Here is a 19,073-nt window from a genome sequence, read left to right on the forward strand (position 1 = left end):
GAAACACATAGGTTAGGTAAGACCCAATTTAATAATTTGTTATAAAAATTCATACAGGATTTCCATATCGCTAACTGTTAGTATAGCGGCAAAATTTTTAAGCGAGGAAATTCGATGGCGAACGTTGTTTTATTGCATGGTTGGGGGATGAACCAAGGCATTTGGCAAATGCAAAAAAAGACGCTTGAAAAGCACAGTGGGCACACTTTTAGTTCATTAAATTTACCTGGTTTTGGTGGTAATCAATTTGATGACACTAAACCATACCAAGTAGAAAATGTAACACACCAACTATCAAAAGAAATTGAAGATAACTCTGTTCTGGTTGCATGGTCACTTTCCGGCTTAATTGCCCTTAAAATGGCAGAGCTTTATCCAAGCAAAGTAAAACAAATCATCTTAATTGCCTCGACTCCATTTTTTGCGTCTAATGATGAATGGCGTGGTATTGATGAAAAAGTGCTTGATACATTTATGTTGCAATTAAGCAAAGATCATAAAAAAACAGTTGAGCGTTTTCTAGCAATTCAAGCAATGGGCAGCGAGCATGCCAAGCAAGATATTAAACAAATTAAATCACTGCTTACTGCGTATCCTGATGCACAACCAATTGCACTATCAGGCGGCTTAGAAATATTGAAACATGATGACTTACGTGAGCTGTTTGCTACTGTTGAAGTGCCGATTTCAGGGATTTTTGGTCGTTTAGACTCGCTTGTTCCTGTAAAGTCAGTGCTTAAAATGAAGCAGCTCAATTCTCATTTTAAAGCAGATATTTTACCTAAAGCCTCACATGCGCCATTTATATCTCACCCTCAAGAGTTTGCTAACTTACTGTTATCCCACATAGAAAATTAACCTTGATAGAAGGCGGCAAATTATTGCCGCCTTAACTTTATTTTGTGTGAAATTTGAGCGATAATAAAATAGTCAAAGGTGTTTTACTGAGAGGTGCTTATGGATGTTTCAAACAACTTGGGGTCTGCATATAATGCTGGCTTACAAGGTTTGCAAAGTGCGTCTGATGGCATCACTGAAGCGTCAGCTAACATTGCACGTGCTCAAACCGAGCGAGAGAACGTTGAACGGCAAGAGCCACCGCAAGAGACAAGAGAGGCGCAAAGTCCACCAGTTAATGTAACTGAAGAGCTGGTTAATCTTCGCGTGGAACAGTTTAATGCACAAGCAAATACTCGTTCAATTCAAACCGCTGATGAAGTGCTTGGTACTTTAATTGACGTGAGAGTGTAACTTAGTCTACAAATGAACATTGTATCGACATACCCAAACATTAGCCTTAACACCGCTAATGTTCATACCGAAACAGCTCGTCGTGATAATCAATTGCGAGAGTTGGTTACACCTGCAAAACAAGCTGAAGCCTCTGCTACAAACCCGCGTTTAGCTGCTGAGCAAGACAAAACACGCCAACCAGGCTCAAGTCAAATCGCTAACCAAGAAACGCTTGATAATCGAAGTGAAAGCACTAGCAAAATCACAGAAAGAAAGCAGCAAGAGAAACAGGAACAGCAGGAGCAACAAAGTCAGCAACGTGAAGAAAACAAGCAACAGCAATTAGCTCAAAAAGAAGCTCAAGCACTTGCTCAGCTTAAAGAACGTGACCGTGAAGTGAAAGCGCATGAACAAGCACATGCAGCAGTTGGTGGCCAGTATGCAGGTAGTCCTAGTTACGAATATGAACGCGGTAGTGATGGTAATAACTATGCTGTAGCGGGTGAAGTGCCAATTGATATCAGCGAAATTCCAAACGATCCTCATGCTACGATTGAAAAAATGCAGCAAGTGCGAGCTGCAGCTTTAGCACCACAAGAACCTTCAGGTGCTGATCGCGCCATTGCTGCTGAAGCAAACCAAAAAATGAGTGAAGCGCGCGCGGATCTTAATACTGAATTAAGTGATTTCTTCAAGCGTGATGGTGAAGTTGAAGAAGAAGCTAATGCAGCATCAAAGTATGATTTTAGTGAGCGTAGAGATTCTGAAATTAATCAGAGAGCTGAGCGCATAGCTAAATTCTATCAAGCGGCTACATCCCCATTTGAAAGACCAAATTTAGCAAACTACGCATAATTAAGATTACAGCCATAAAAAAACCGCACTCAGTGCGGTTTTTTTATGGCTGTTTTAATTCCCCTGAATTTGATTAATTAGTTAAAACTACTTTTTAAGTTTGGCAAAGGCTTCTGCAAATGCATTACCCATTGCAGCATTATTATTTTGCTGAGGTTTCGCTTTCTTTGCTGCTGCCTGAGTTGGTTTGCTTGGCTTAGCTTTAGATGGCGCTTTTTCGCGTACTTCTTCATCTAATCGCATTGTGAAGCTGATACGTTTACGCTCAACATCAACTTCCAAAACTTTTACTTTAACAATATCGCCTGCTTTCACCACTTCTCGTGGATCTGAGACAAACTTATTTGTTAATGAAGAAATGTGTACTAGACCATCTTGATGCACACCTACATCAACAAATGCACCAAAGTTAGCAACATTTGAAACAACGCCCTCTAAAATCATGCCTGGTTTTAGGTCGGCAATTGTTTCAACGCCTTCTTTAAAACTTGCTGTTTTAAATTCAGGTCGCGGGTCACGACCAGGTTTATCAAGTTCAGCAATAATATCGGTGATGGTTGGTAAACCGAATTTTTCTGTTACAAAGTCATTTAGGTTTAATGATTTAAGTAATGCTGAGTTACCAATTAGTTCAGCTACAGGCACGCCGGTCTTTTCTGCAATACTTTTAACAATTTCATAGGCTTCAGGGTGAACAGCAGAACCATCAAGTGGATCTTTACCTTCATTAATGCGTAAGAAACCCGCTGACTGTTCAAATGCTTTCGGCCCTAAACGCTCAACTTTTTTCAGTTCTTTACGAGAGCTAAAGCGACCATTCTCGTCACGATAAGCCACAATATTCTGCGCTAACGTTTTATTTAAGCCTGCAACTCGGGTAAGTAACTGTGGCGATGCCATGTTTACGTCTACACCTACTGCGTTTACACAATCTTCAACAACTGCGGTGAGGCTTTGGCCTAATTGGCTCTGTGACACATCATGTTGGTATTGGCCAACACCAATGGCTTTTGGTTCAATTTTTACTAACTCAGCAAGAGGATCTTGTAGTCGGCGTGCAATTGACACTGCACCACGAATTGATACATCAAGATTTGGGAATTCTTCAGCAGCTACTTCAGATGCAGAGTAAACAGATGCACCTGCTTCACTTACCATAATTTTGCTGATCTTAAGATCAGATTCTTGCTTGATAAGTTCTGCAACAAGCTTATCGCTTTCACGTGATGCTGTGCCATTACCAATCGCAATGAGTTCAACTTTATGCTGGCGGCATAGCTGGCTTAACGTGCGTAATGATTTATCCCAATGGTTTTGTGGTGCATGAGGATAAATCGTCACGTTATCCAGTAGTTTACCTGTTTTATCTACAACAGCGATTTTACAACCGGTACGAAGACCAGGATCGAGACCTAATGTGGTTTTTGCACCCGCTGGTGCAGCCATTAATAAGTCATTAAGGTTCTTTGCAAAAACGTCTATTGCACCTTGTTCAGCAACTTCTCTGATCTTGCCCAAAAATTCATTTTCTAAGTGCAGTGCTAGTTTAATTTTCCAAGTCCATTGCGCTACCTGCTTAAGCCAAGGGCTTGCTAAAACGTCTAGCTTGTAGTGATCAGCAATGAGGCGAACGCATTCAGCATTGCCATCTTCTAAGCTAGGATCAGGGTTAATCGTTAAGCTGATAACGCCTTCATTGCGTGCGCGCAACATGGCAAGTGCACGGTGAGATGGAATACGACTAAGTGCTTCGCTATGTTCGAAATAGTCTTGGTACTTGGCACCATCTTTTTCTTTGCCAGCAATTACTTTGCTTTCGATATGTCCGGTTCTTTGCAGCATGCTTCTGAGTTTAGCTAGCAGTTTTGCATCTTCGGCAAAGCGTTCCATTAGGATAAACTTAGCGCCATCAAGCGCAGCTTTGCTGTCTCCAATGCCTTTTTCAGGGTTAATAAAGCCACTTGCTGTTATTTCAGGGTCAAGTGTTGGATTATCTAGTAGTTGATCTGCCAGTGGTGCTAAACCAGCTTCTATTGCAATTTGTCCTTTCGTGCGACGCTTTGGTTTATATGGCAGGTATAAGTCTTCTAACTCTGTTTTGCTGGTCGCGCCGTTAATATCGGCTTTTAACTCAGCTGTCAGTTTGTCTTGTTCTTCAATCGTTTTAAGAATAAACGAACGACGTTCTTCAAGTTCTCGTAAATAACCTAAACGCTGTTCTAATAAACGCAATTGGCCATCATCTAAGCCACCGGTTACTTCTTTTCTGTAGCGTGCAATAAATGGCACAGTTGCACCATCATCGAGTAATTGTGTTGCGGCAGTCACTTGCTGCACTGAAGCATTTAGCTCATGAGCTAATTGATTAGCAATAGCGTTCATTAAAAACCTTTAAATCGGTAAGTATGGGTGGTTTTTGTATTGAGAGACCACACCAGAAAAATTGTTTTAAATATAATGCCTATAGATCTTGTATCTAAACATAAATTTTTCAATCATAAGCGATAAATAAATTACGATACTTAGTTACTTAACTATGAGAAAACCACCTAAGCAGACATTTCCCAAGCGCTCTAATTATATTACACGCAGCGGATATGATGAACTAGAAAGAGAGCTGCGTTATTTGTGGAAAGAAGAGCGCCCGAAAGTGACGCAGGCAGTATCCGAAGCGGCAGCCCTTGGAGACCGCTCAGAAAATGCTGAATATATTTATGGTAAAAAGCGCTTGCGAGAGATTGACCGCCGTGTGCGTTTTTTAACAAAGCGTTTAGAGCAGTTAAATATTGTTTATCCTAAACCAGAGCAAGCGGGCAAAGTCTTTTTTGGCGCGCATGTAGAGGTAGAAAATGAAGAGGGTGAGGTGTTTAACTATCAAATTGTCGGCCCAGATGAATTTGATGTTAGGCATGGCAAAATTAGCATTGATTCGCCATTTGCCCGTGCCATGCTAGGTAAACAGCAAGATGATGAGTTTGAGTTTAAAAATGCAGAAGGTGTAACGCTCTTCTTTATTAATGCAATTCGCTACGATGTTGCTTAGTAAGAGTTTGTAATACCTAGTAACACTCTTCTTTTGCCTAATTTGACAAAAATTATTTATAGTAGGCATATTGCCAAAGAAAAATAACAGAAGAATGAAATCATGGGACAAGAAACAACAAAAATACTGGTAGTCGATGATGATATGCGTTTACGCAGCCTACTAGAGCGCTACTTAGTTGAGCAGGGCTTTATTGTTCGCTCTGCAGCAAACTCGGAGCAAATGGACCGCTTATTAGAACGAGAAAACTTTCATTTAATGGTATTAGACTTAATGTTGCCTGGTGAAGATGGTCTTTCAATTTGTCGTCGTTTACGTCAAAAAGAAAATGACATTCCAATCGTAATGTTAACGGCAAAAGGTGATGAAGTTGACCGTATTATCGGCTTAGAACTTGGTGCGGATGACTATATTCCTAAACCGTTTAACCCGCGCGAACTCCTTGCGCGTATTAAAGCGATTCTTCGCCGTAGAGCAAGTGATGTACCTGGTGCGCCTTCTGCTGAAGAAAATGAAATTCGTTTTGGCCAGTTTTCGCTTAACTTGGCAACGCGTGAAATGAGCAAAGGCGATGAAACTATCTCGCTAACAAGTGGTGAATTTGCCGTACTAAAGGCATTAGTATCGCACCCTCGAGAGCCACTGAGCCGTGATAAATTAATGAATTTAGCACGTGGACGCGATTACAGTGCATTAGAACGCAGTATTGATGTACAAGTTTCGCGCTTACGTCGCATGATTGAAGAAGATGCTGCAAACCCTCGCTATATTCAAACTGTGTGGGGCTTAGGTTATGTTTTTGTGCCAGATGGCAAAGAATAGGATATATAAAGCCTAAATTATGCGTATTTTTCCTCGCAGTGCATTTGGCCAGACCGTCTTTTTGGTAGGTGCACTGCTGCTTATAAATCAAATCGTTTCTTATATCTCGGTTACCCTTTACGTTGTAAAACCTTCCATCGAACAAGTTAACTTAATGTTGGCTAAACAGGTACGTACTGTCTTTATTGGTCATAATGATGGTGTGGAGATGCCCAATGATGTTGCTGAAAAATTTTATTTAGCGACTGGCGTTGAGGTGATGAGTGAACGTGAAGCTATGCGAAATGGCTTAGAACAAGCCAGCGAATACCCTTATTTGTCTCGTGTGATGTCAGAATACTTACAAGGTGAAGCTCGGGTACGTATCAGCCAATCGGATATACTTGTTTATTGGATTGAACCACCGCAAGCACCTGGTTATTGGGTGAAAGTACCACTTGTTGGCTATCAAGAAGCAAATGTTAAAGTACTGACATTTTATTTAGCCTTTATTGGTGTATTAAGTGTGCTTGGCGGTTGGTTATTTGCAAGTCACCTAAACCGGCCATTAAAAGCAATGCAAAAAGCGGCGAGTAAAGTGGAAGTAGGGGATTATTCGAGCCAACTCCCCGAGCAAGGCTCGATTGAAATGATTGAAGTAACGCGTGCTTTTAATCAAATGTCGCGAGGTTTGGCAGCGGTAGAAGAAGACCGTCGCTTGTTAATGGCGGGTGTTTCCCATGATTTACGCACGCCGCTTACACGCATTCGCCTTGCTACCGAAATGATGTCAGAACATGAAGATTATTTGCGTGAAGGTATCATCACCGATATCGAAGATATGAATGCAATTATTGACCAGTTTATCGAGTACCTTCGCAATCACAAGTTAAGCGATTTAGCGCCCGATGATATCAACGCATTGGTATCTGAGGTGGTTTCTTCAGAACAAAAACAAGGTCGAGAAATTAGTTTTAGCGCCAACGAAGCACTGCCGAATATTCCGATTAGTCATGTAGCGATGAAGCGTGTAATCACCAATATGATTGAAAATGCACTGCGTTACAGTGAAGAAGATGTCACGGTTATAACTCAGTATTCTGCTAATAAAGAATATGTTGAAATCTTAGTGCAAGACAAAGGCCCTGGCATCCCTGAGCATGAATTAGAAAGAGTGTTTCAGCCATTTACCCAAGGTGATCAGGCGCGTGGTAGCGAAGGGAGCGGCTTAGGCCTTGCTATAATTAAACGTATTGTTGATATGCACCAAGGTAAAGTAACGCTACGCAATCGCTCTGAAGGTGGCTTAGAAGCAAAGGTTAGCTTGCGAATTCATCTAAGTAATTAATCTTATGGTGCCTACTTAGGCACCATAAATCTGTTCAGCTGTGTTAAACAGCACCCAGGATGTGACAATGTACTTGTCATTAGACACCGGAATACAGCCCCTGTGGGTGTGCGTGAAATAAGCCGGTGCTATAACCATAGAGCCTTGCTTTGGTTTTATCTTTTTATTCTGATAATAAAATTCCGTTTCGCCGCCTTCTTCCACATCATTTAAGTAAAACATAAACAGTAAAATACGGTGCAAGCTATCGTTATGGCCTTTTTGTGGGTAAACCTCGCTATGCCAATAGGGATAACCACCTTCTCCGGCAGTATATTTTTGTGCTTGAATTTGGCCTAAGCGAAAGATTTGCTGAACCAAAACTGGTAATTGAGGTTTACCAACCTCTTCAAAGTTTTCAACCGTTAGATCAACAGGTTGTTTCGTTTTTGGGTGGTAAACCTTTAAACCAAATGCGCCAATCAGTGCAAAGAAGTGCTCTTCGAAGTATTCAAATATTTTCTCAGTAGTATGTTGTAGAATATGTTGAAGTTCTTTTTGGTATTCAATATGTTGGTTGAGGTATAAATCTTGACTGTTTTTCTTACTAAGATCGACACCACCACTGGTTTTACCCTGCGCTAAAAATGGGCTGCTATCAAATTTAGTGATAAAGCTATCACAGAATTCCTTACTTAGTACATTGTCATAAACTCGAATAAAATCCTGCATTATTGACCTTTTATTATTGTTTTAATTCTGAATAAACATAACTATAGTGAGCACATCCTTAGTTTATAAAGCTCAATTGAAATGTTTAGTGAAACACTTATGCCGCGTTTTAGCGAAACAGATGCGCTAGGACACATTAATAATACTGCGCTACCGGTTTGGTTTGAAGCCGCTCGTACCCCTTTTTTCCGTTTTTTTACTCCCGATCTCGATTGCAATAACTGGAAACTTATCGTTGCAAAAATAGAAGTTGAGTTCAAAGGTGAGTTATTTTACGGTCAAGAGATTACCATTAATTCCAGCATCAGTCGCATTGGCAATGCATCGTTTGTCATTTGCCAAGAAGTATATCAGCACAATGAGCTCTGTGCAGTTGGTTATGCCACTATGGTGCGGTATGATTTTGCAAACAAAGCATCTACACCGTTGAGTGAACAAGAAAGAGCATTATTAGCTGCCCACCTAAAAGCAGAGTAAGTTGCTTTTAGGTGGATATAGAAATCAAAGTTATCTGTTTTTGAAAAGGTTGTTGCTGGGTGAGTTACAAACTGCTACAACAAAGTCATAACCATACTTTGCATTTTTGTTTTCGCTAATTAAGAGCACTTCGTAGTCGTTTAACTCTACGGCTCTTGTGCTTGCGGGTTTGCTGCAACGAGAATAGCTATCAGCTTCAAGTCGATAAGCGAACATTGCAATCAAATAACGTATTACCGATTCGTAGCCTTTATCAATTGGAATTAATAGTTCATCTGACTCACCCGCTGCATTATTAAAGCTAATACTAAATGTTTCTGGCGTCTCTGGCTCTTGTGTTTCAACAACAGCAGTATCAAGAGCTTGTTGCTTCGCTAAATCAGCTTGTTTTTGTTCTACTTCAGTGACATTAGGGTCAATTCCATTAAGTATTTCCTCGATGCTCTTTTGCTCTCCTTGCCAAAACGACAGTAACTGAAAGACAACAGTAAAACACACCATAAAACGCATGGAGTTTGAGAAAAATGGATGATTACTTTTAGAAAAGAAACGCACCATTTTGATGCCGAATGGCTTTGCCAACAAAATTGCGAACAGATAAAACGGTACAAATAGCTGGTAAATCATTAACGCTACAACGCTAATGCCTAAAATCCAGCTAGGTAACACCAGTAAAATGGCAAAGTTATGTGTGTAGTTAAAGTGTGCTGCAGGTACGCCTGTTACTTCATTCACCATAGACGCACTTGATACCAGCGCAAAATTTGTAATGGTGGCATAAAAAAGTAGAATGACAGCTTTTCCGGCAAGGCTATCCCACGCCCTGGAAAACTTAGGCCAAAACTCCATCAGCAGACCAATTACAGTAAGCATTGCAGCTAAACCATAATCACCTTGAAAAATAATCAGCAAGGCGAATGATAGGGTATACAGTTTTTCTGGTAGAGATAAAGACTGCCAAAAGTTTACTAGCTTAAGTTGGACTAGTTTTAACTTTGGCAGCTTTTGACTAATTAATTCCATTTAGGTGCTTTTTTATTATTAATTGAAATACTTATAGCATTTCTTTTAAATAGCGACCAGTATGAGATTGTGGATGTTGAGCAACTTCCTCAGGCGTACCTGCAACCAATATTTCACCACCACCAGAACCACCTTCAGGGCCTAAATCAACAATCCAATCGGCAGTTTTGATTACATCTAAATTATGTTCGATAACCACAATGGTATTTCCGTGATCACGCAGACGATGCAACACCACAAGCAGTTGTTGTATATCGGCAAAGTGCAAACCTGTGGTTGGCTCATCGAGAATATATAAAGTTTTACCGGTATCACGTTTTGATAGTTCGCGGGCTAATTTAACGCGTTGAGCTTCACCACCAGACAAGGTAGTTGCTGATTGCCCTAAGCGAATATAACTTAAACCAACATCCATCAGTGTTTGTAACTTGCGTGCAATGGCTGGAATTTTGTCAAAAAATTCGCGTGCATCTTCGACCGTCATATCAAGCACTTGGTGAATGTTTTTGCCTTTGTATAAGACTTCCAATGTTTCACGGTTGTAGCGTTTACCAGTACACACATCACACGGCACGTAAACATCAGGTAAAAAGTGCATTTCAACTTTAATAACACCATCGCCCTGACACGCTTCGCAACGTCCACCTTTTACATTAAAGCTAAAACGCCCCGGTTTATAACCACGAGAGCGCGCTTCTTGTGTGCCTGAAAACAGCTCACGTATTGCAGTGAAAATACCTGTGTAAGTAGCAGGGTTTGAACGTGGCGTTCGGCCTATCGGACTTTGATCAATATCGATAACTTTATCGAACAAATCCATGCCAGTAATGGATTTATAAGGGGCTGCTTCTGCGGTAGTCGCACCATTAAGCTCAGTGTGTGCCACTTTAAACAACGTATCGTTAATTAAGGTTGATTTGCCTGATCCTGAAACGCCAGTAACACACGTCATTAAGCCAAATGGTATCGCTAAATCAACGCTCTTTAAGTTATTACCGGTAGCGCCTTTCAGTTCTAGCCATTTATCTTGTGGCTGATGACGTGTTGCGGGGACTTCAATTGCTTTAGTGCCAGAGAGGTATTGGCCAGTCACTGATTCTGAACAGTTAATGATATCGTCACGTGTACCTTCAGCAATTACTTGGCCGCCGTGAACGCCTGCACCAGGGCCAATATCAATAATATGATCTGCGGCGCGAATGGCATCTTCGTCATGCTCAACCACAATTACCGTGTTACCTAAATCACGTAAGTGCGTTAATGTGGCGAGTAATCTGTCGTTATCGCGCTGATGCAAACCGATAGAAGGCTCATCCAACACATACATTACACCAACAAGGCCTGCGCCAATTTGACTTGCTAAGCGAATACGCTGCGCTTCACCACCTGAAAGGGTTTCGGCACTGCGCTCTAAAGATAAATAGTTGAGGCCGACATTCACTAAAAAAGATAAGCGGTCACTGATTTCTTTTAAGATTTTTTCGGCGATTTTTGCTTTTTGGCCGCTAAAACTGAGTTTGCCAAAAAATTGCTGAGCTTCACCAATGCTCATTTTAGTAACGTGCGGTAGGTTTGTAGTGCCTAGAAATACATGGCGTGCTTCTTCGCGTAAGCGCGAGCCACTACAACTCGGGCAGTCTTGATTAGTTTGATACTTTGCCAGCTCTTCACGTACTGAGTTTGATTCGGTTTCTTTGTAACGGCGCGCCATATTGTTAAGCACACCTTCAAATACATGATTGCGCACAACAACATCGCCGCGGTCATTACGATATTGGAATTCAATTTGGCTGCGGCCAGAACCATTTAGTACCACTTTTTGTGCATCAGCAGGCAATTTTTCAAAAGGTGTTTCTATGTCAAAGCCATAATGATTTGCCACTGCTTGCAGCATTTGAAAATAGTAAAAACTACGCTTATCCCAGCCGCGAATTGCACCGCCAGCAAGGCTAAGCTCTGGGTTTTGCACTACGCGGTTTGGATCAAAATACTGGCGAATACCTAATCCATCACAGCTCTGACAGGCACCTGCTGGATTGTTAAATGAAAATAAACGAGGTTCCAATTCTGTCATTGCGTAGCCACAACTAGGACAAGCAAAGTTTGCAGAAAAAACAATTTCGTCTTTTTCCGGCTCATCCATGTAGGCGATTTGTGCAACACCGTTGGATAGTTCAAGCGCCTGCTCAAATGATTCGGCTAAACGAAGTTGCAAGCCATCTTTTACTTTGATGCGATCAACAACTACTTCAATAGTGTGCTTTTTATGTAGTTCTAATGTAGGTGGATCAGAAAGATCACAAACTTCGCCGTCAATACGTGCACGAATAAAGCCTTGTGCTGCAAGGCTTTCAAGCAGTTTGATATGCTCACCTTTACGCTCTTTTACTACAGGTGCGAGCAACATTACTTTAGTGCCTTCAGGCAGCGCTAAAACTTGGTCAACCATTTGGCTAATAGTTTGAGCTGCAAGCGGTAGGTCGTGGGTTGGACAGCGAGGCTCGCCAACACGTGCAAACAATAGCCTTAAGTAATCGTAAATTTCAGTAATGGTACCTACGGTAGAGCGCGGGTTATGCGAGGTTGATTTTTGCTCGATTGAAATTGCAGGGGATAAACCTTCAATATGGTCAACATCAGGCTTTTCCATTAAGGATAAAAATTGGCGAGCATACGCAGAAAGTGATTCAACATAACGTCGCTGGCCTTCAGCATACAGAGTATCAAATGCTAAAGATGATTTACCTGAACCAGATAAGCCTGTGATTACAATCAGTTTATCGCGAGGAATAGTTAAGTTGATGTTTTTTAAGTTGTGCGTGCGGGCACCGCGAACCTCGATATGTTCCATTGTTATCCTATAGTAATAGCGAGCAGCAATATAGCGCTAAGTATTGCATTATATTGTATAAATATACAGCCCTTTATAACCTGTATTTATGGTAAGAAGTTACTAAACTTATTTAAGCTTGCATTACAAATTTGGATCACTTTTGCTGTATAGAAATATCGCGCTCATTATGTTGAGCTGCTTGACCTTTTCTGCAATTAGCTGTGAATTAACGATTCGCTATGAGCGTTTTGGTGCTGTAAAAAGTGTTGATGAGCATGCCGAATTACATGGTTTAGATGTGGATTTTGCTAAAACATTATTAGCGCAAACAGAGTGCAGTTATCGCTTTGTCGAGCTCCCTTGGGCAAGGGCATTGGGGGGATTAAAAGCAGGACGAATAGACCTGATGTTGAGCGTGTCAAAAACGACTGAGCGTGAAAAATATTACTACTTTCTTGGGCCGCAACGTAAAGAAACCATTGTATTAGCAATGAATAAGGCTAATATTTATCCAATATCTAGACTGGAAGATTTAATTTATCTGCCTGCACCGGTAGCTGTTCATCGTGGTGCATATTACGGTGAGGCGTTTGAAGAAGTTTTAAAAAAGCACCCTGATCGGTTTATCACTGTGGTAGATAATAAAACTAAGTTAGACTTGTTAGCACATAAAAAAATCAGTGGTTTTTTAGAAGAAAAGGGAAATTTAGCTTATCAAAAAAAGTTTAATCCCAGCTTTTCTCATATTTATATAGATGATTTTGTAGTTAATAGCATGGATGTTTACTATGCGTTTAGTAAACGCTCACTTAGTGAGTCTCAATTTCAACAGTTTGAACAGATTTTTAAAACCACTGGATATCAAAAGGAGAAACGCAAAATTTTAGCCAAATACGGATTAGAATAACCATCTTAGTTTGTGGTAAACTTGCCGCCTTAATTTCCAAATAACTATTTGCTAAACCGCTAATGTCTGCTTCATCATTAAATGCCCTTGAAAAACGCACCGCTGTGTCGCTTGCCAGTGTATTTGCATTTCGCATGCTTGGTTTGTTTATGCTTATGCCTGTATTGGCAATTTATGGTACTGAATTAGAAGGCTTTTCACCTTTATGGATTGGTCTTGCTATTGGAGCTTATGGTTTAACGCAAGCATTATTACAAATTCCTATGGGCTGGTTATCTGATAAATTTGGCCGCAAACGCGTGATTGTCAGTGGTCTTATTATGTTTGCAATTGGATCAGTAATTGCGGCAATGGCCGAATCTATTTATACCGTAACACTGGGCCGAGCATTACAGGGGATGGGAGCCATTGCTGCTGCAGTGTTGGCACTTGCAGCAGACCTCAGTCGTGATGAACAACGCCCTAAAGTAATGGCCGTCATTGGTATGTGCATTGGCTTAAGCTTTGCGGCAGCTATGCTTTTAGGCCCAATGATAGCGGCTTCCTTTGGTGTAAGTGGTATTTTTTGGCTGACTGCGATGCTTGCTGTTATTGGTATTTTTATTGTGTTAACAGTGGTACCAACAGCCGTAAACCGAGCGCCAAAAGGAGATACATCAGCCTCCTTGAGTGATGTTCAAAATTTAATAAAGCATCCACAGTTGCTGCGTTTAAATTGTGGTGTAATGTTATTGCACCTCACCTTGACAGCTGTGTTTGTGGCATTACCTGGCGAATTGATTAAAGATGGCTTAGCAGCTGAAACACACTGGAAGTTGTATATTCCTGTTTTACTATTAGCATTTATTTTTATGGTGCCAATGATGATTATTGCCATCAAAAAAGAAAAAGAGAAAACAGCATTTTTAGCCTCAATTGCATTGATTGTTGCAAGCTTAATGAGCTTAAGTTTGTTTGGCGCAAGTGCGGCCATAATAGGTGTTTGCATGCTATTGTACTTTATCGCGTTTAATTTTTTAGAAGCAACCATGCCTGCCTTGGTAGCACGTATTTCACCACCAGGGCAGAAGGGTTCAGCAATGGGGGCGTTTAGCTCAACGCAGTTTTTAGGCGCCTTTTTGGGCGGTGTTGTTGGTGGTTATTTAGCACAAGTAAGCGATGCCCAGACAGTATTTGCCGCAGCAACCTTGGTTGGGGTAATATGGTTTGCCATTGCGTGGGGAATGGAAGTACCACCAAAAAGTAAGTTAATTAGCTTACTCACTGAATTACAAGGGGAGAAAGTTGATTTCGACCCTGAAAAAGCAGCCGAAAAGCTTGCAAACGACCTTGCAGATTTACCGGGTGTGTTAGAAACAACAGTAGTACTTGAAGAAAATCGTACTTACTTAAAAGTAAAAGAATCAGAATTCGATTTGCAACAAGCAAAAGTTGTTGCAGGTATAGTTTAATTAAAGGAGACAGACCATGGCTCGTGGTATTAACAAAGTGATCCTAGTTGGTAATTTAGGCCAGGATCCAGAAGTGAGATATATGCCAAACGGCAACGCAGTAGCAAATATCACACTTGCAACGTCTGACAGTTATAAAGATAAAAACACGGGTCAGTTAGTAGACAAAACCGAATGGCACCGCGTTGTGTTTTTTGGCAAGTTAGCTGAAGTGGTTGGTGAATATTGTCGTAAAGGCTCGCAAATTTACGTTGAAGGTAAGTTACAAACGCGTAAGTGGCAGGATCAGCAAGGTCAAGAAAAATACACGACAGAGATTGTAGTTGATGGTTTTACAGGTCAGATGCAAATGTTAGGTGGCCGTGGTGATAATGCTGGCAACAATGCGGGTGGTGGTTTCCAACAACAGCAAAATCAGCAACAATCAGGCTTTGCTCCTCAGCAATCACAAGGTTTTAACCAAGGTGGTCAACAGCAACAACAAGGTGGTTTTAATCAGCAACCAGCTCAACAGTCTGCTCCAATGCAGCAATCTGGTGGTTTTAGTGGTCAACAACAGTCAGGTGGTTTTGCGCCACAGCAGCAATCGGGCGGCTTTGCTCCTAAGCAAAGTGCACCACAAGGTGGCGCATCAAACCCAATGGAGCCTCCAATTGATTTTGATGATGATATTCCGTTCTAATCAATAAGATTAGTTAATAAAAAAACCAGCATTTGCTGGTTTTTTTATATGTCTTTTTCAACAGGAATTAGTTAAATACTTGCTCAAACCAACTCTTTTTAGTCGATGGGTTAATTTGATCCAATACTTCATTTAGATCATTAACAGTTAATTCAACTAGCTCTGAAATACTTGAGTTATCAGAAGCCATAAAACCAGAAGTTTCATGATGAGTTGCAGTGATAACTGATTTATTTTCTACTGCGATAAGTTTGCTGTAAAGAGAAGTAGTCGGGAAACCTGTAAATTGATTTTTGGTTTTTGACGTTTTAATTTGACCAAATAAAACACCATCGACCTGAAGCTCTTTAGCAAGTTCAAACATCACTTTCTGAGGAAATTCGTTATATTCTTTTATTAAGTTACGTTTATCCAGTTCAAGCCTAATGTGATCTGGTGTATAAACAATTACTTTATCGCTGATAGCGAATACTCTATCTAATTCCATCTCAACAGCGTCAGCTTGCTTTCCTTCAATAGGTGCGATAGCAATAGCTTGCCAATTAGCACTGATGTATCTGTTATTGATTGGTGTTTGTGAACACGCAGAGATCAATAAAATGAAAGTGATTAAAAATAGTTTTTTCATGTTTATCCATGCCATGAGTAAAAAGTGTTTTGATACTAACAAATTACTTTAAATCACACCAAGCGAAATAAAAGCTTTGTTCATTCTTTTTACAATCAAAATGTTAGCAAGCAGTTAATGCCAGGCTATTGAAATATACACCCGCCCAGCCAGTTTTTATAAAGTTGCGAATATTTTGGTGATCGTCACCAGTAGGGTGCTGTAATACATCTATTCGGTAGTAATCACCAAAGCAGTGAAGGGTTTGCTCCTCATTTAGGTTATTTAGCTTTGCAAAGCTGAAAATTTTGCAGCTACCTGCATTTTCACCAGCATTATTGATGAGTTCTCCATTAGTAAATGTTTGAGGTGTATAGCTGTATTGGTTTTCAATAACAGCCATTATTTGTTGAAATGTAACGCTTTCAGGTGATGTGCCTAATTGCTTAAGTAAAGTTTCTAAAGTCATAATGCTTAACTTAAAAAATAAAAACGTCACTATGCAGTTTATTGTGGGCTAGGTGAAATAGTTTTTAGCTATTTGATATTTTGCTGTTTTTATTGGCTTAGGTTACTCTTGGTGGTCTAACCAGTTATATTGGAGAGTGAAATGGCTAATAAATTAAGCAAACTTGTTAGTAAAGTTTACAAATTACCAAAATCAACCCATGAGTTTTTACTCACAAAGCTATTTACCAGTCAGGTAAAGTTTGCTGCAACTGCAAAGTTAAAAGTGAATAAGATTAGCAACCAACAAGTGGTTGTAACACTTGCAAATAAAAAGCGTGTGCAAAATCATATTGGTGGTATTCACGCTGTTGGTGCCGCGTTAGCTGCAGAGTCTGCTTCTGGTATCGTGTTTGGTATGAATGTGCCTGATAGCCATTTACCGTTACTTAAATCAATGACACTTGAGTACAACAAGCGCATGCAAGGTAACATTACTGCAACTGCATCATTGAGTGAACAAGACATTGCGTTAATTAATAGCCAAGAAAAAGGCGATTTAGTTGTACCTGTTATGCTCTCAGATGAAAGCGGCGATAGTCCAATTAGCTGCGAAATGCGTTGGACTTGGGTTGCCAAAAAGCGCCGTTAACAACCAAGGCTTATTTTCAAACTTTTAAAAAGTTCACGTGTTTAATAATGAATTATTTTTTCGGTGGTTATGTACATCTTCGGTAAGCAAAATACCCAGCATATTTACTTTTGAGGTTTTATTAATTTTTGAATTGCTAAACCACAAATAATAAAACCAAGGCCAACAATAGTGGCAGGATGAATTGCTTCACCTAAAAAAGTATAAATAAAAATAAGTGATAAAAACGGCGAAATAAAGATTAGGTTACTTACACTCGCCGTATTTTCAGCTTTTTTCATTGCCATTAACCACAGCACAAAAGTAATTCCCATTTCAAATAACCCAACATAAGCAGCGGCGAGCCACGCTTTACCTGAAGGAATTTGCCAAGCATTTTGCCAAGTCAGTACAAAGGCAATAAACGGTAAGCCAATAGAGAAACATATAAACAAGCTAATCACAGGTTTATCAGTATTCTTGGTGCTAAAAATCCAATACAGTGCCCAAAGTAGTGTTGATAATAGAGCAAGCCCCACACCCAGCGGGCTTTCAAAGTTTAGCTCGGTAAATTGCCCTTTTGTACTAATGATAAGTACGCCTAAATAGGCGAAAAGTAACGCAACAATATCGGTTTTTCGAAGGCGTTGCCCAAGCATAGGTACAGCCAGTAGGCTTAACGCAATTGCCCAAGTGTAATTAAGAGCCTGCGCTTGTTGTGCAGGAAGCAAGTCATAAGCTTTAAATAAAATGAGGTAATACAAAAAAGGGTTGAGAACACCAAGCTTTAAATAAAGCAATGGTTTGCCCAAAAAGGCTGTTTTTAGGTGTTTATAATCACCATTTACAAGCAAAAAAACAGCCAAAAACAACCAGCTAAATGCAGATGCATAAAACACCAACTGAAGAGGTGCTAGCTGCATTAATGCGAGTTTAAATGCAGTAGCAACAGTCGACCATAAAAAGACGGCCGATAAGGCGTAGAGAATAGCTTGTTTTTGGTTTTTTACCATGTGCTTAGTAAGTTAGGGGTTAAGATGAAAATATTATCTGTATATTTTATAACATGCGGAATGCAAAGTTGGTTAAATATGCTGATCTATATGGTTATTAATATGTTAAAGGTAGCATTTTAGTATTTAAGTGACTGTATTGCTATTAAGAGTTTGCTGAGAAATATTGCAATTACGAAACTTAACCAACCAAATACAAAAGCTTGGGACTAGCTAAGTTTTATACAATCACGTATACTTTTTGCGTTATGCGAATTTTATATTTAATGCTTATTTTCAGTATTTTTCTAAATCCACTTGCAGCGAACAGTATGCAAGGGGAGGAAATATCGTGCGCTGAAATGCATCAAGTAGAAAAAAGCATGGAAAGTCCAAATCACAGTTGCTGTGATAACAACCAAATGCAGCAAGAAATGGCCAAGCATGACTGCGAAACGTGTAATGATTGCAGCGCAAAATGCCATACCTCATGCTGTGTTTTTTCGGTATTCGCTTTTTCTGAGCCAATAGCAAAAGAGCTCGCCTACCTTACCATTGGGCTTTCAAACTACCCAACACCACTGCAAGTTAGCATTATACCGCCAATAGCTTAATTCAATATTTTAAGCCGTATTTGCCAACGTCAAATACACCTTATTTATTTGAATTGAGAACTTTATCTATGAAATATTTATTAATTATTTGCTTAACGCTTTTTGCAAGCCTGAGTTTTGCAAACTTGTCATCGCCTAATCTGGTAAATGAATTGACACAATTACCCGCTAAGAGCACCAAGTTTGTCTGTCCAATGCATAGCCATATCGTTAAAGACCACCCAGGCAAATGCCCCATTTGTGGCATGGACTTAGTGGAGCTTTCAGCACCTGAAAGTAGTGAAGAAGTGGCAATTTCAGTGTCAGGGCATACTCAGCAGAGCATGGCGTTAACCAAAGTACCGGTTGAGCGCTCTACTTTGTGGCGCTTCATTGAAACCTTCGGCAAGGTTGAGTATGACGAAAATGGCTTAACCCA

At 40.2% G+C, this 19,073-nt stretch carries 20 protein-coding genes; 13 read left to right on the top strand and 7 right to left on the bottom strand.

Annotation, left to right across the window (positions count from 1 at the left end; genetic code table 11):
- Positions 1-114 precede the first annotated feature (114 nt).
- The 3 genes from bioH (at position 115) to ABYD77_RS10955 (ending at position 2,088) form a co-directional block, all read left to right on the top strand.
- Entirely contained in the window at positions 115-858 is a 744-nt protein-coding gene (bioH, locus tag ABYD77_RS10945) for a pimeloyl-ACP methyl ester esterase BioH (RefSeq protein WP_372769788.1), read from the top strand.
- A 99-nt stretch (positions 859-957) separates the two neighbouring features.
- Positions 958-1,251, top strand: a complete 294-nt coding sequence (locus tag ABYD77_RS10950; RefSeq protein ID WP_372769790.1) for a flagellar basal body rod C-terminal domain-containing protein — start codon at positions 958-960, stop codon at positions 1,249-1,251.
- A gap of 12 nt (positions 1,252-1,263) precedes the next feature.
- Entirely contained in the window at positions 1,264-2,088 is an 825-nt protein-coding gene (locus ABYD77_RS10955) for a putative metalloprotease CJM1_0395 family protein (RefSeq protein WP_372769792.1), read from the top strand.
- An 87-nt stretch (positions 2,089-2,175) separates the two neighbouring features.
- Here ABYD77_RS10955 and ABYD77_RS10960 read toward each other — a convergent pair whose 3' ends face one another.
- Complete coding sequence (locus ABYD77_RS10960; RefSeq protein ID WP_372769794.1) at positions 2,176-4,470, bottom strand: Tex family protein; 2,295 nt, start codon at positions 4,468-4,470, stop codon at positions 2,176-2,178.
- A 154-nt stretch (positions 4,471-4,624) separates the two neighbouring features.
- On the opposite strand from ABYD77_RS10960, the gene greB reads away from it, so the two are divergent.
- From greB to envZ, 3 genes are all read left to right on the top strand, one after another.
- On the top strand, positions 4,625-5,131 hold the full coding sequence (gene greB / locus ABYD77_RS10965) for a transcription elongation factor GreB (RefSeq protein WP_372769796.1): 507 nt from the start codon (positions 4,625-4,627) through the stop codon (positions 5,129-5,131).
- 102 nt (positions 5,132-5,233) lie between these two features.
- Entirely contained in the window at positions 5,234-5,953 is a 720-nt protein-coding gene (ompR, locus tag ABYD77_RS10970; RefSeq protein WP_274760921.1) for a two-component system response regulator OmpR, read from the top strand.
- A 19-nt stretch (positions 5,954-5,972) separates the two neighbouring features.
- Positions 5,973-7,280 (top strand): two-component system sensor histidine kinase EnvZ, encoded by a 1,308-nt coding sequence (gene envZ / locus ABYD77_RS10975; RefSeq protein ID WP_372769798.1) that lies wholly within the window; start codon positions 5,973-5,975, stop codon positions 7,278-7,280.
- Positions 7,281-7,295: 15 nt separating this feature from the next.
- Here envZ and ABYD77_RS10980 read toward each other — a convergent pair whose 3' ends face one another.
- Positions 7,296-7,991, bottom strand: a complete 696-nt coding sequence (locus ABYD77_RS10980) for a 2OG-Fe(II) oxygenase (RefSeq protein ID WP_372769800.1) — start codon at positions 7,989-7,991, stop codon at positions 7,296-7,298.
- 81 nt (positions 7,992-8,072) lie between these two features.
- On the opposite strand from ABYD77_RS10980, the gene ABYD77_RS10985 reads away from it, so the two are divergent.
- Positions 8,073-8,468, top strand: coding sequence for an acyl-CoA thioesterase (locus ABYD77_RS10985; RefSeq protein ID WP_372769802.1), 396 nt, complete (start codon positions 8,073-8,075; stop codon positions 8,466-8,468).
- A gap of 30 nt (positions 8,469-8,498) precedes the next feature.
- On the opposite strand, the gene ABYD77_RS10990 is transcribed toward ABYD77_RS10985, so the two are convergent.
- Together ABYD77_RS10990 and uvrA are read right to left on the bottom strand one after the other, a co-directional pair.
- Complete coding sequence (locus tag ABYD77_RS10990; protein WP_372769804.1) at positions 8,499-9,491, bottom strand: hypothetical protein; 993 nt, start codon at positions 9,489-9,491, stop codon at positions 8,499-8,501.
- 31 nt (positions 9,492-9,522) lie between these two features.
- Positions 9,523-12,342, bottom strand: coding sequence for an excinuclease ABC subunit UvrA (gene uvrA, locus ABYD77_RS10995; RefSeq protein WP_372769806.1), 2,820 nt, complete (start codon positions 12,340-12,342; stop codon positions 9,523-9,525).
- Positions 12,343-12,460: 118 nt separating this feature from the next.
- Here uvrA and ABYD77_RS11000 point away from each other — a divergent pair, with 118 nt between their 5' ends.
- The 3 genes from ABYD77_RS11000 to ssb all read left to right on the top strand — a co-directional run bounded on the left by ABYD77_RS11000 (position 12,461) and on the right by ssb (position 15,364).
- Positions 12,461-13,231, top strand: coding sequence for a substrate-binding periplasmic protein (locus tag ABYD77_RS11000; RefSeq protein WP_372769808.1), 771 nt, complete (start codon positions 12,461-12,463; stop codon positions 13,229-13,231).
- A 62-nt stretch (positions 13,232-13,293) separates the two neighbouring features.
- Positions 13,294-14,682 carry an MFS transporter gene (locus ABYD77_RS11005; RefSeq protein ID WP_372769810.1) on the top strand — a complete coding sequence of 463 codons (1,389 nt, stop codon included), beginning with the start codon at positions 13,294-13,296 and terminating at the stop codon, positions 14,680-14,682.
- A 16-nt stretch (positions 14,683-14,698) separates the two neighbouring features.
- Positions 14,699-15,364: a single-stranded DNA-binding protein gene (gene ssb, locus ABYD77_RS11010; protein ID WP_372769812.1), complete on the top strand. Its 666-nt coding sequence runs from the start codon at positions 14,699-14,701 to the stop codon at positions 15,362-15,364.
- Positions 15,365-15,431: 67 nt separating this feature from the next.
- On the opposite strand, the gene ABYD77_RS11015 is transcribed toward ssb, so the two are convergent.
- Together ABYD77_RS11015 and ABYD77_RS11020 are read right to left on the bottom strand one after the other, a co-directional pair.
- Positions 15,432-15,992, bottom strand: coding sequence for a hypothetical protein (locus ABYD77_RS11015; RefSeq protein WP_372769814.1), 561 nt, complete (start codon positions 15,990-15,992; stop codon positions 15,432-15,434).
- A gap of 103 nt (positions 15,993-16,095) precedes the next feature.
- Positions 16,096-16,440 carry a HopJ type III effector protein gene (locus ABYD77_RS11020; protein ID WP_372769816.1) on the bottom strand — a complete coding sequence of 115 codons (345 nt, stop codon included), beginning with the start codon at positions 16,438-16,440 and terminating at the stop codon, positions 16,096-16,098.
- A gap of 141 nt (positions 16,441-16,581) precedes the next feature.
- Between ABYD77_RS11020 and ABYD77_RS11025 the strand changes: the two genes are divergently transcribed.
- Positions 16,582-17,070 (top strand): DUF4442 domain-containing protein, encoded by a 489-nt coding sequence (locus ABYD77_RS11025; protein WP_372769818.1) that lies wholly within the window; start codon positions 16,582-16,584, stop codon positions 17,068-17,070.
- Between the two features lie 104 nt (positions 17,071-17,174).
- Here the strand turns inward: ABYD77_RS11025 and ABYD77_RS11030 are convergent, their stop codons facing one another.
- Complete coding sequence (locus ABYD77_RS11030; RefSeq protein WP_372769820.1) at positions 17,175-18,062, bottom strand: DMT family transporter; 888 nt, start codon at positions 18,060-18,062, stop codon at positions 17,175-17,177.
- 311 nt (positions 18,063-18,373) lie between these two features.
- Here ABYD77_RS11030 and ABYD77_RS11035 point away from each other — a divergent pair, with 311 nt between their 5' ends.
- Both ABYD77_RS11035 and ABYD77_RS11040 read left to right on the top strand, forming a co-directional pair.
- Positions 18,374-18,655, top strand: coding sequence for a hypothetical protein (locus ABYD77_RS11035; protein WP_372769822.1), 282 nt, complete (start codon positions 18,374-18,376; stop codon positions 18,653-18,655).
- 68 nt (positions 18,656-18,723) lie between these two features.
- A partial coding sequence (locus ABYD77_RS11040) for a heavy metal-binding domain-containing protein (RefSeq protein WP_372769824.1) occupies positions 18,724-19,073 on the top strand: 350 nt, incomplete at its 3' end.

It is taken from the genome of Pseudoalteromonas sp., from assembly GCF_041629635.1.
Taxonomy (GTDB): Bacteria; Pseudomonadota; Gammaproteobacteria; order Enterobacterales; family Alteromonadaceae; genus Pseudoalteromonas.

Bases quoted from the DNA above. Each gene is read 5' to 3' on its own strand.
- bioH (WP_372769788.1), top strand. From the start codon at position 115: ATGGCGAACGTTGTTTTATTGCATGGTTGGGGGATGAACCAAGGCATT.
- ABYD77_RS10980 (WP_372769800.1), bottom strand. From the start codon at position 7,991: ATGCAGGATTTTATTCGAGTTTATGACAATGTACTAAGTAAGGAATTC.
- greB (WP_372769796.1), top strand. From the start codon at position 4,625: ATGAGAAAACCACCTAAGCAGACATTTCCCAAGCGCTCTAATTATATT.
- uvrA (WP_372769806.1), bottom strand. From the start codon at position 12,342: ATGGAACATATCGAGGTTCGCGGTGCCCGCACGCACAACTTAAAAAAC.
- ABYD77_RS10960 (WP_372769794.1), bottom strand. From the start codon at position 4,470: ATGAACGCTATTGCTAATCAATTAGCTCATGAGCTAAATGCTTCAGTG.
- ABYD77_RS11020 (WP_372769816.1), bottom strand. From the start codon at position 16,440: ATGACTTTAGAAACTTTACTTAAGCAATTAGGCACATCACCTGAAAGC.
- ompR (WP_274760921.1), top strand. From the start codon at position 5,234: ATGGGACAAGAAACAACAAAAATACTGGTAGTCGATGATGATATGCGT.
- ABYD77_RS10985 (WP_372769802.1), top strand. From the start codon at position 8,073: ATGTTTAGTGAAACACTTATGCCGCGTTTTAGCGAAACAGATGCGCTA.
- ABYD77_RS11035 (WP_372769822.1), top strand. From the start codon at position 18,374: ATGCAAGGGGAGGAAATATCGTGCGCTGAAATGCATCAAGTAGAAAAA.
- envZ (WP_372769798.1), top strand. From the start codon at position 5,973: ATGCGTATTTTTCCTCGCAGTGCATTTGGCCAGACCGTCTTTTTGGTA.
- ABYD77_RS11030 (WP_372769820.1), bottom strand. From the start codon at position 18,062: ATGGTAAAAAACCAAAAACAAGCTATTCTCTACGCCTTATCGGCCGTC.
- ABYD77_RS10990 (WP_372769804.1), bottom strand. From the start codon at position 9,491: ATGGAATTAATTAGTCAAAAGCTGCCAAAGTTAAAACTAGTCCAACTT.
- ABYD77_RS11005 (WP_372769810.1), top strand. From the start codon at position 13,294: ATGTCTGCTTCATCATTAAATGCCCTTGAAAAACGCACCGCTGTGTCG.
- ABYD77_RS10955 (WP_372769792.1), top strand. From the start codon at position 1,264: ATGAACATTGTATCGACATACCCAAACATTAGCCTTAACACCGCTAAT.
- ssb (WP_372769812.1), top strand. From the start codon at position 14,699: ATGGCTCGTGGTATTAACAAAGTGATCCTAGTTGGTAATTTAGGCCAG.
- ABYD77_RS11025 (WP_372769818.1), top strand. From the start codon at position 16,582: ATGGCTAATAAATTAAGCAAACTTGTTAGTAAAGTTTACAAATTACCA.
- ABYD77_RS11015 (WP_372769814.1), bottom strand. From the start codon at position 15,992: ATGAAAAAACTATTTTTAATCACTTTCATTTTATTGATCTCTGCGTGT.
- ABYD77_RS10950 (WP_372769790.1), top strand. From the start codon at position 958: ATGGATGTTTCAAACAACTTGGGGTCTGCATATAATGCTGGCTTACAA.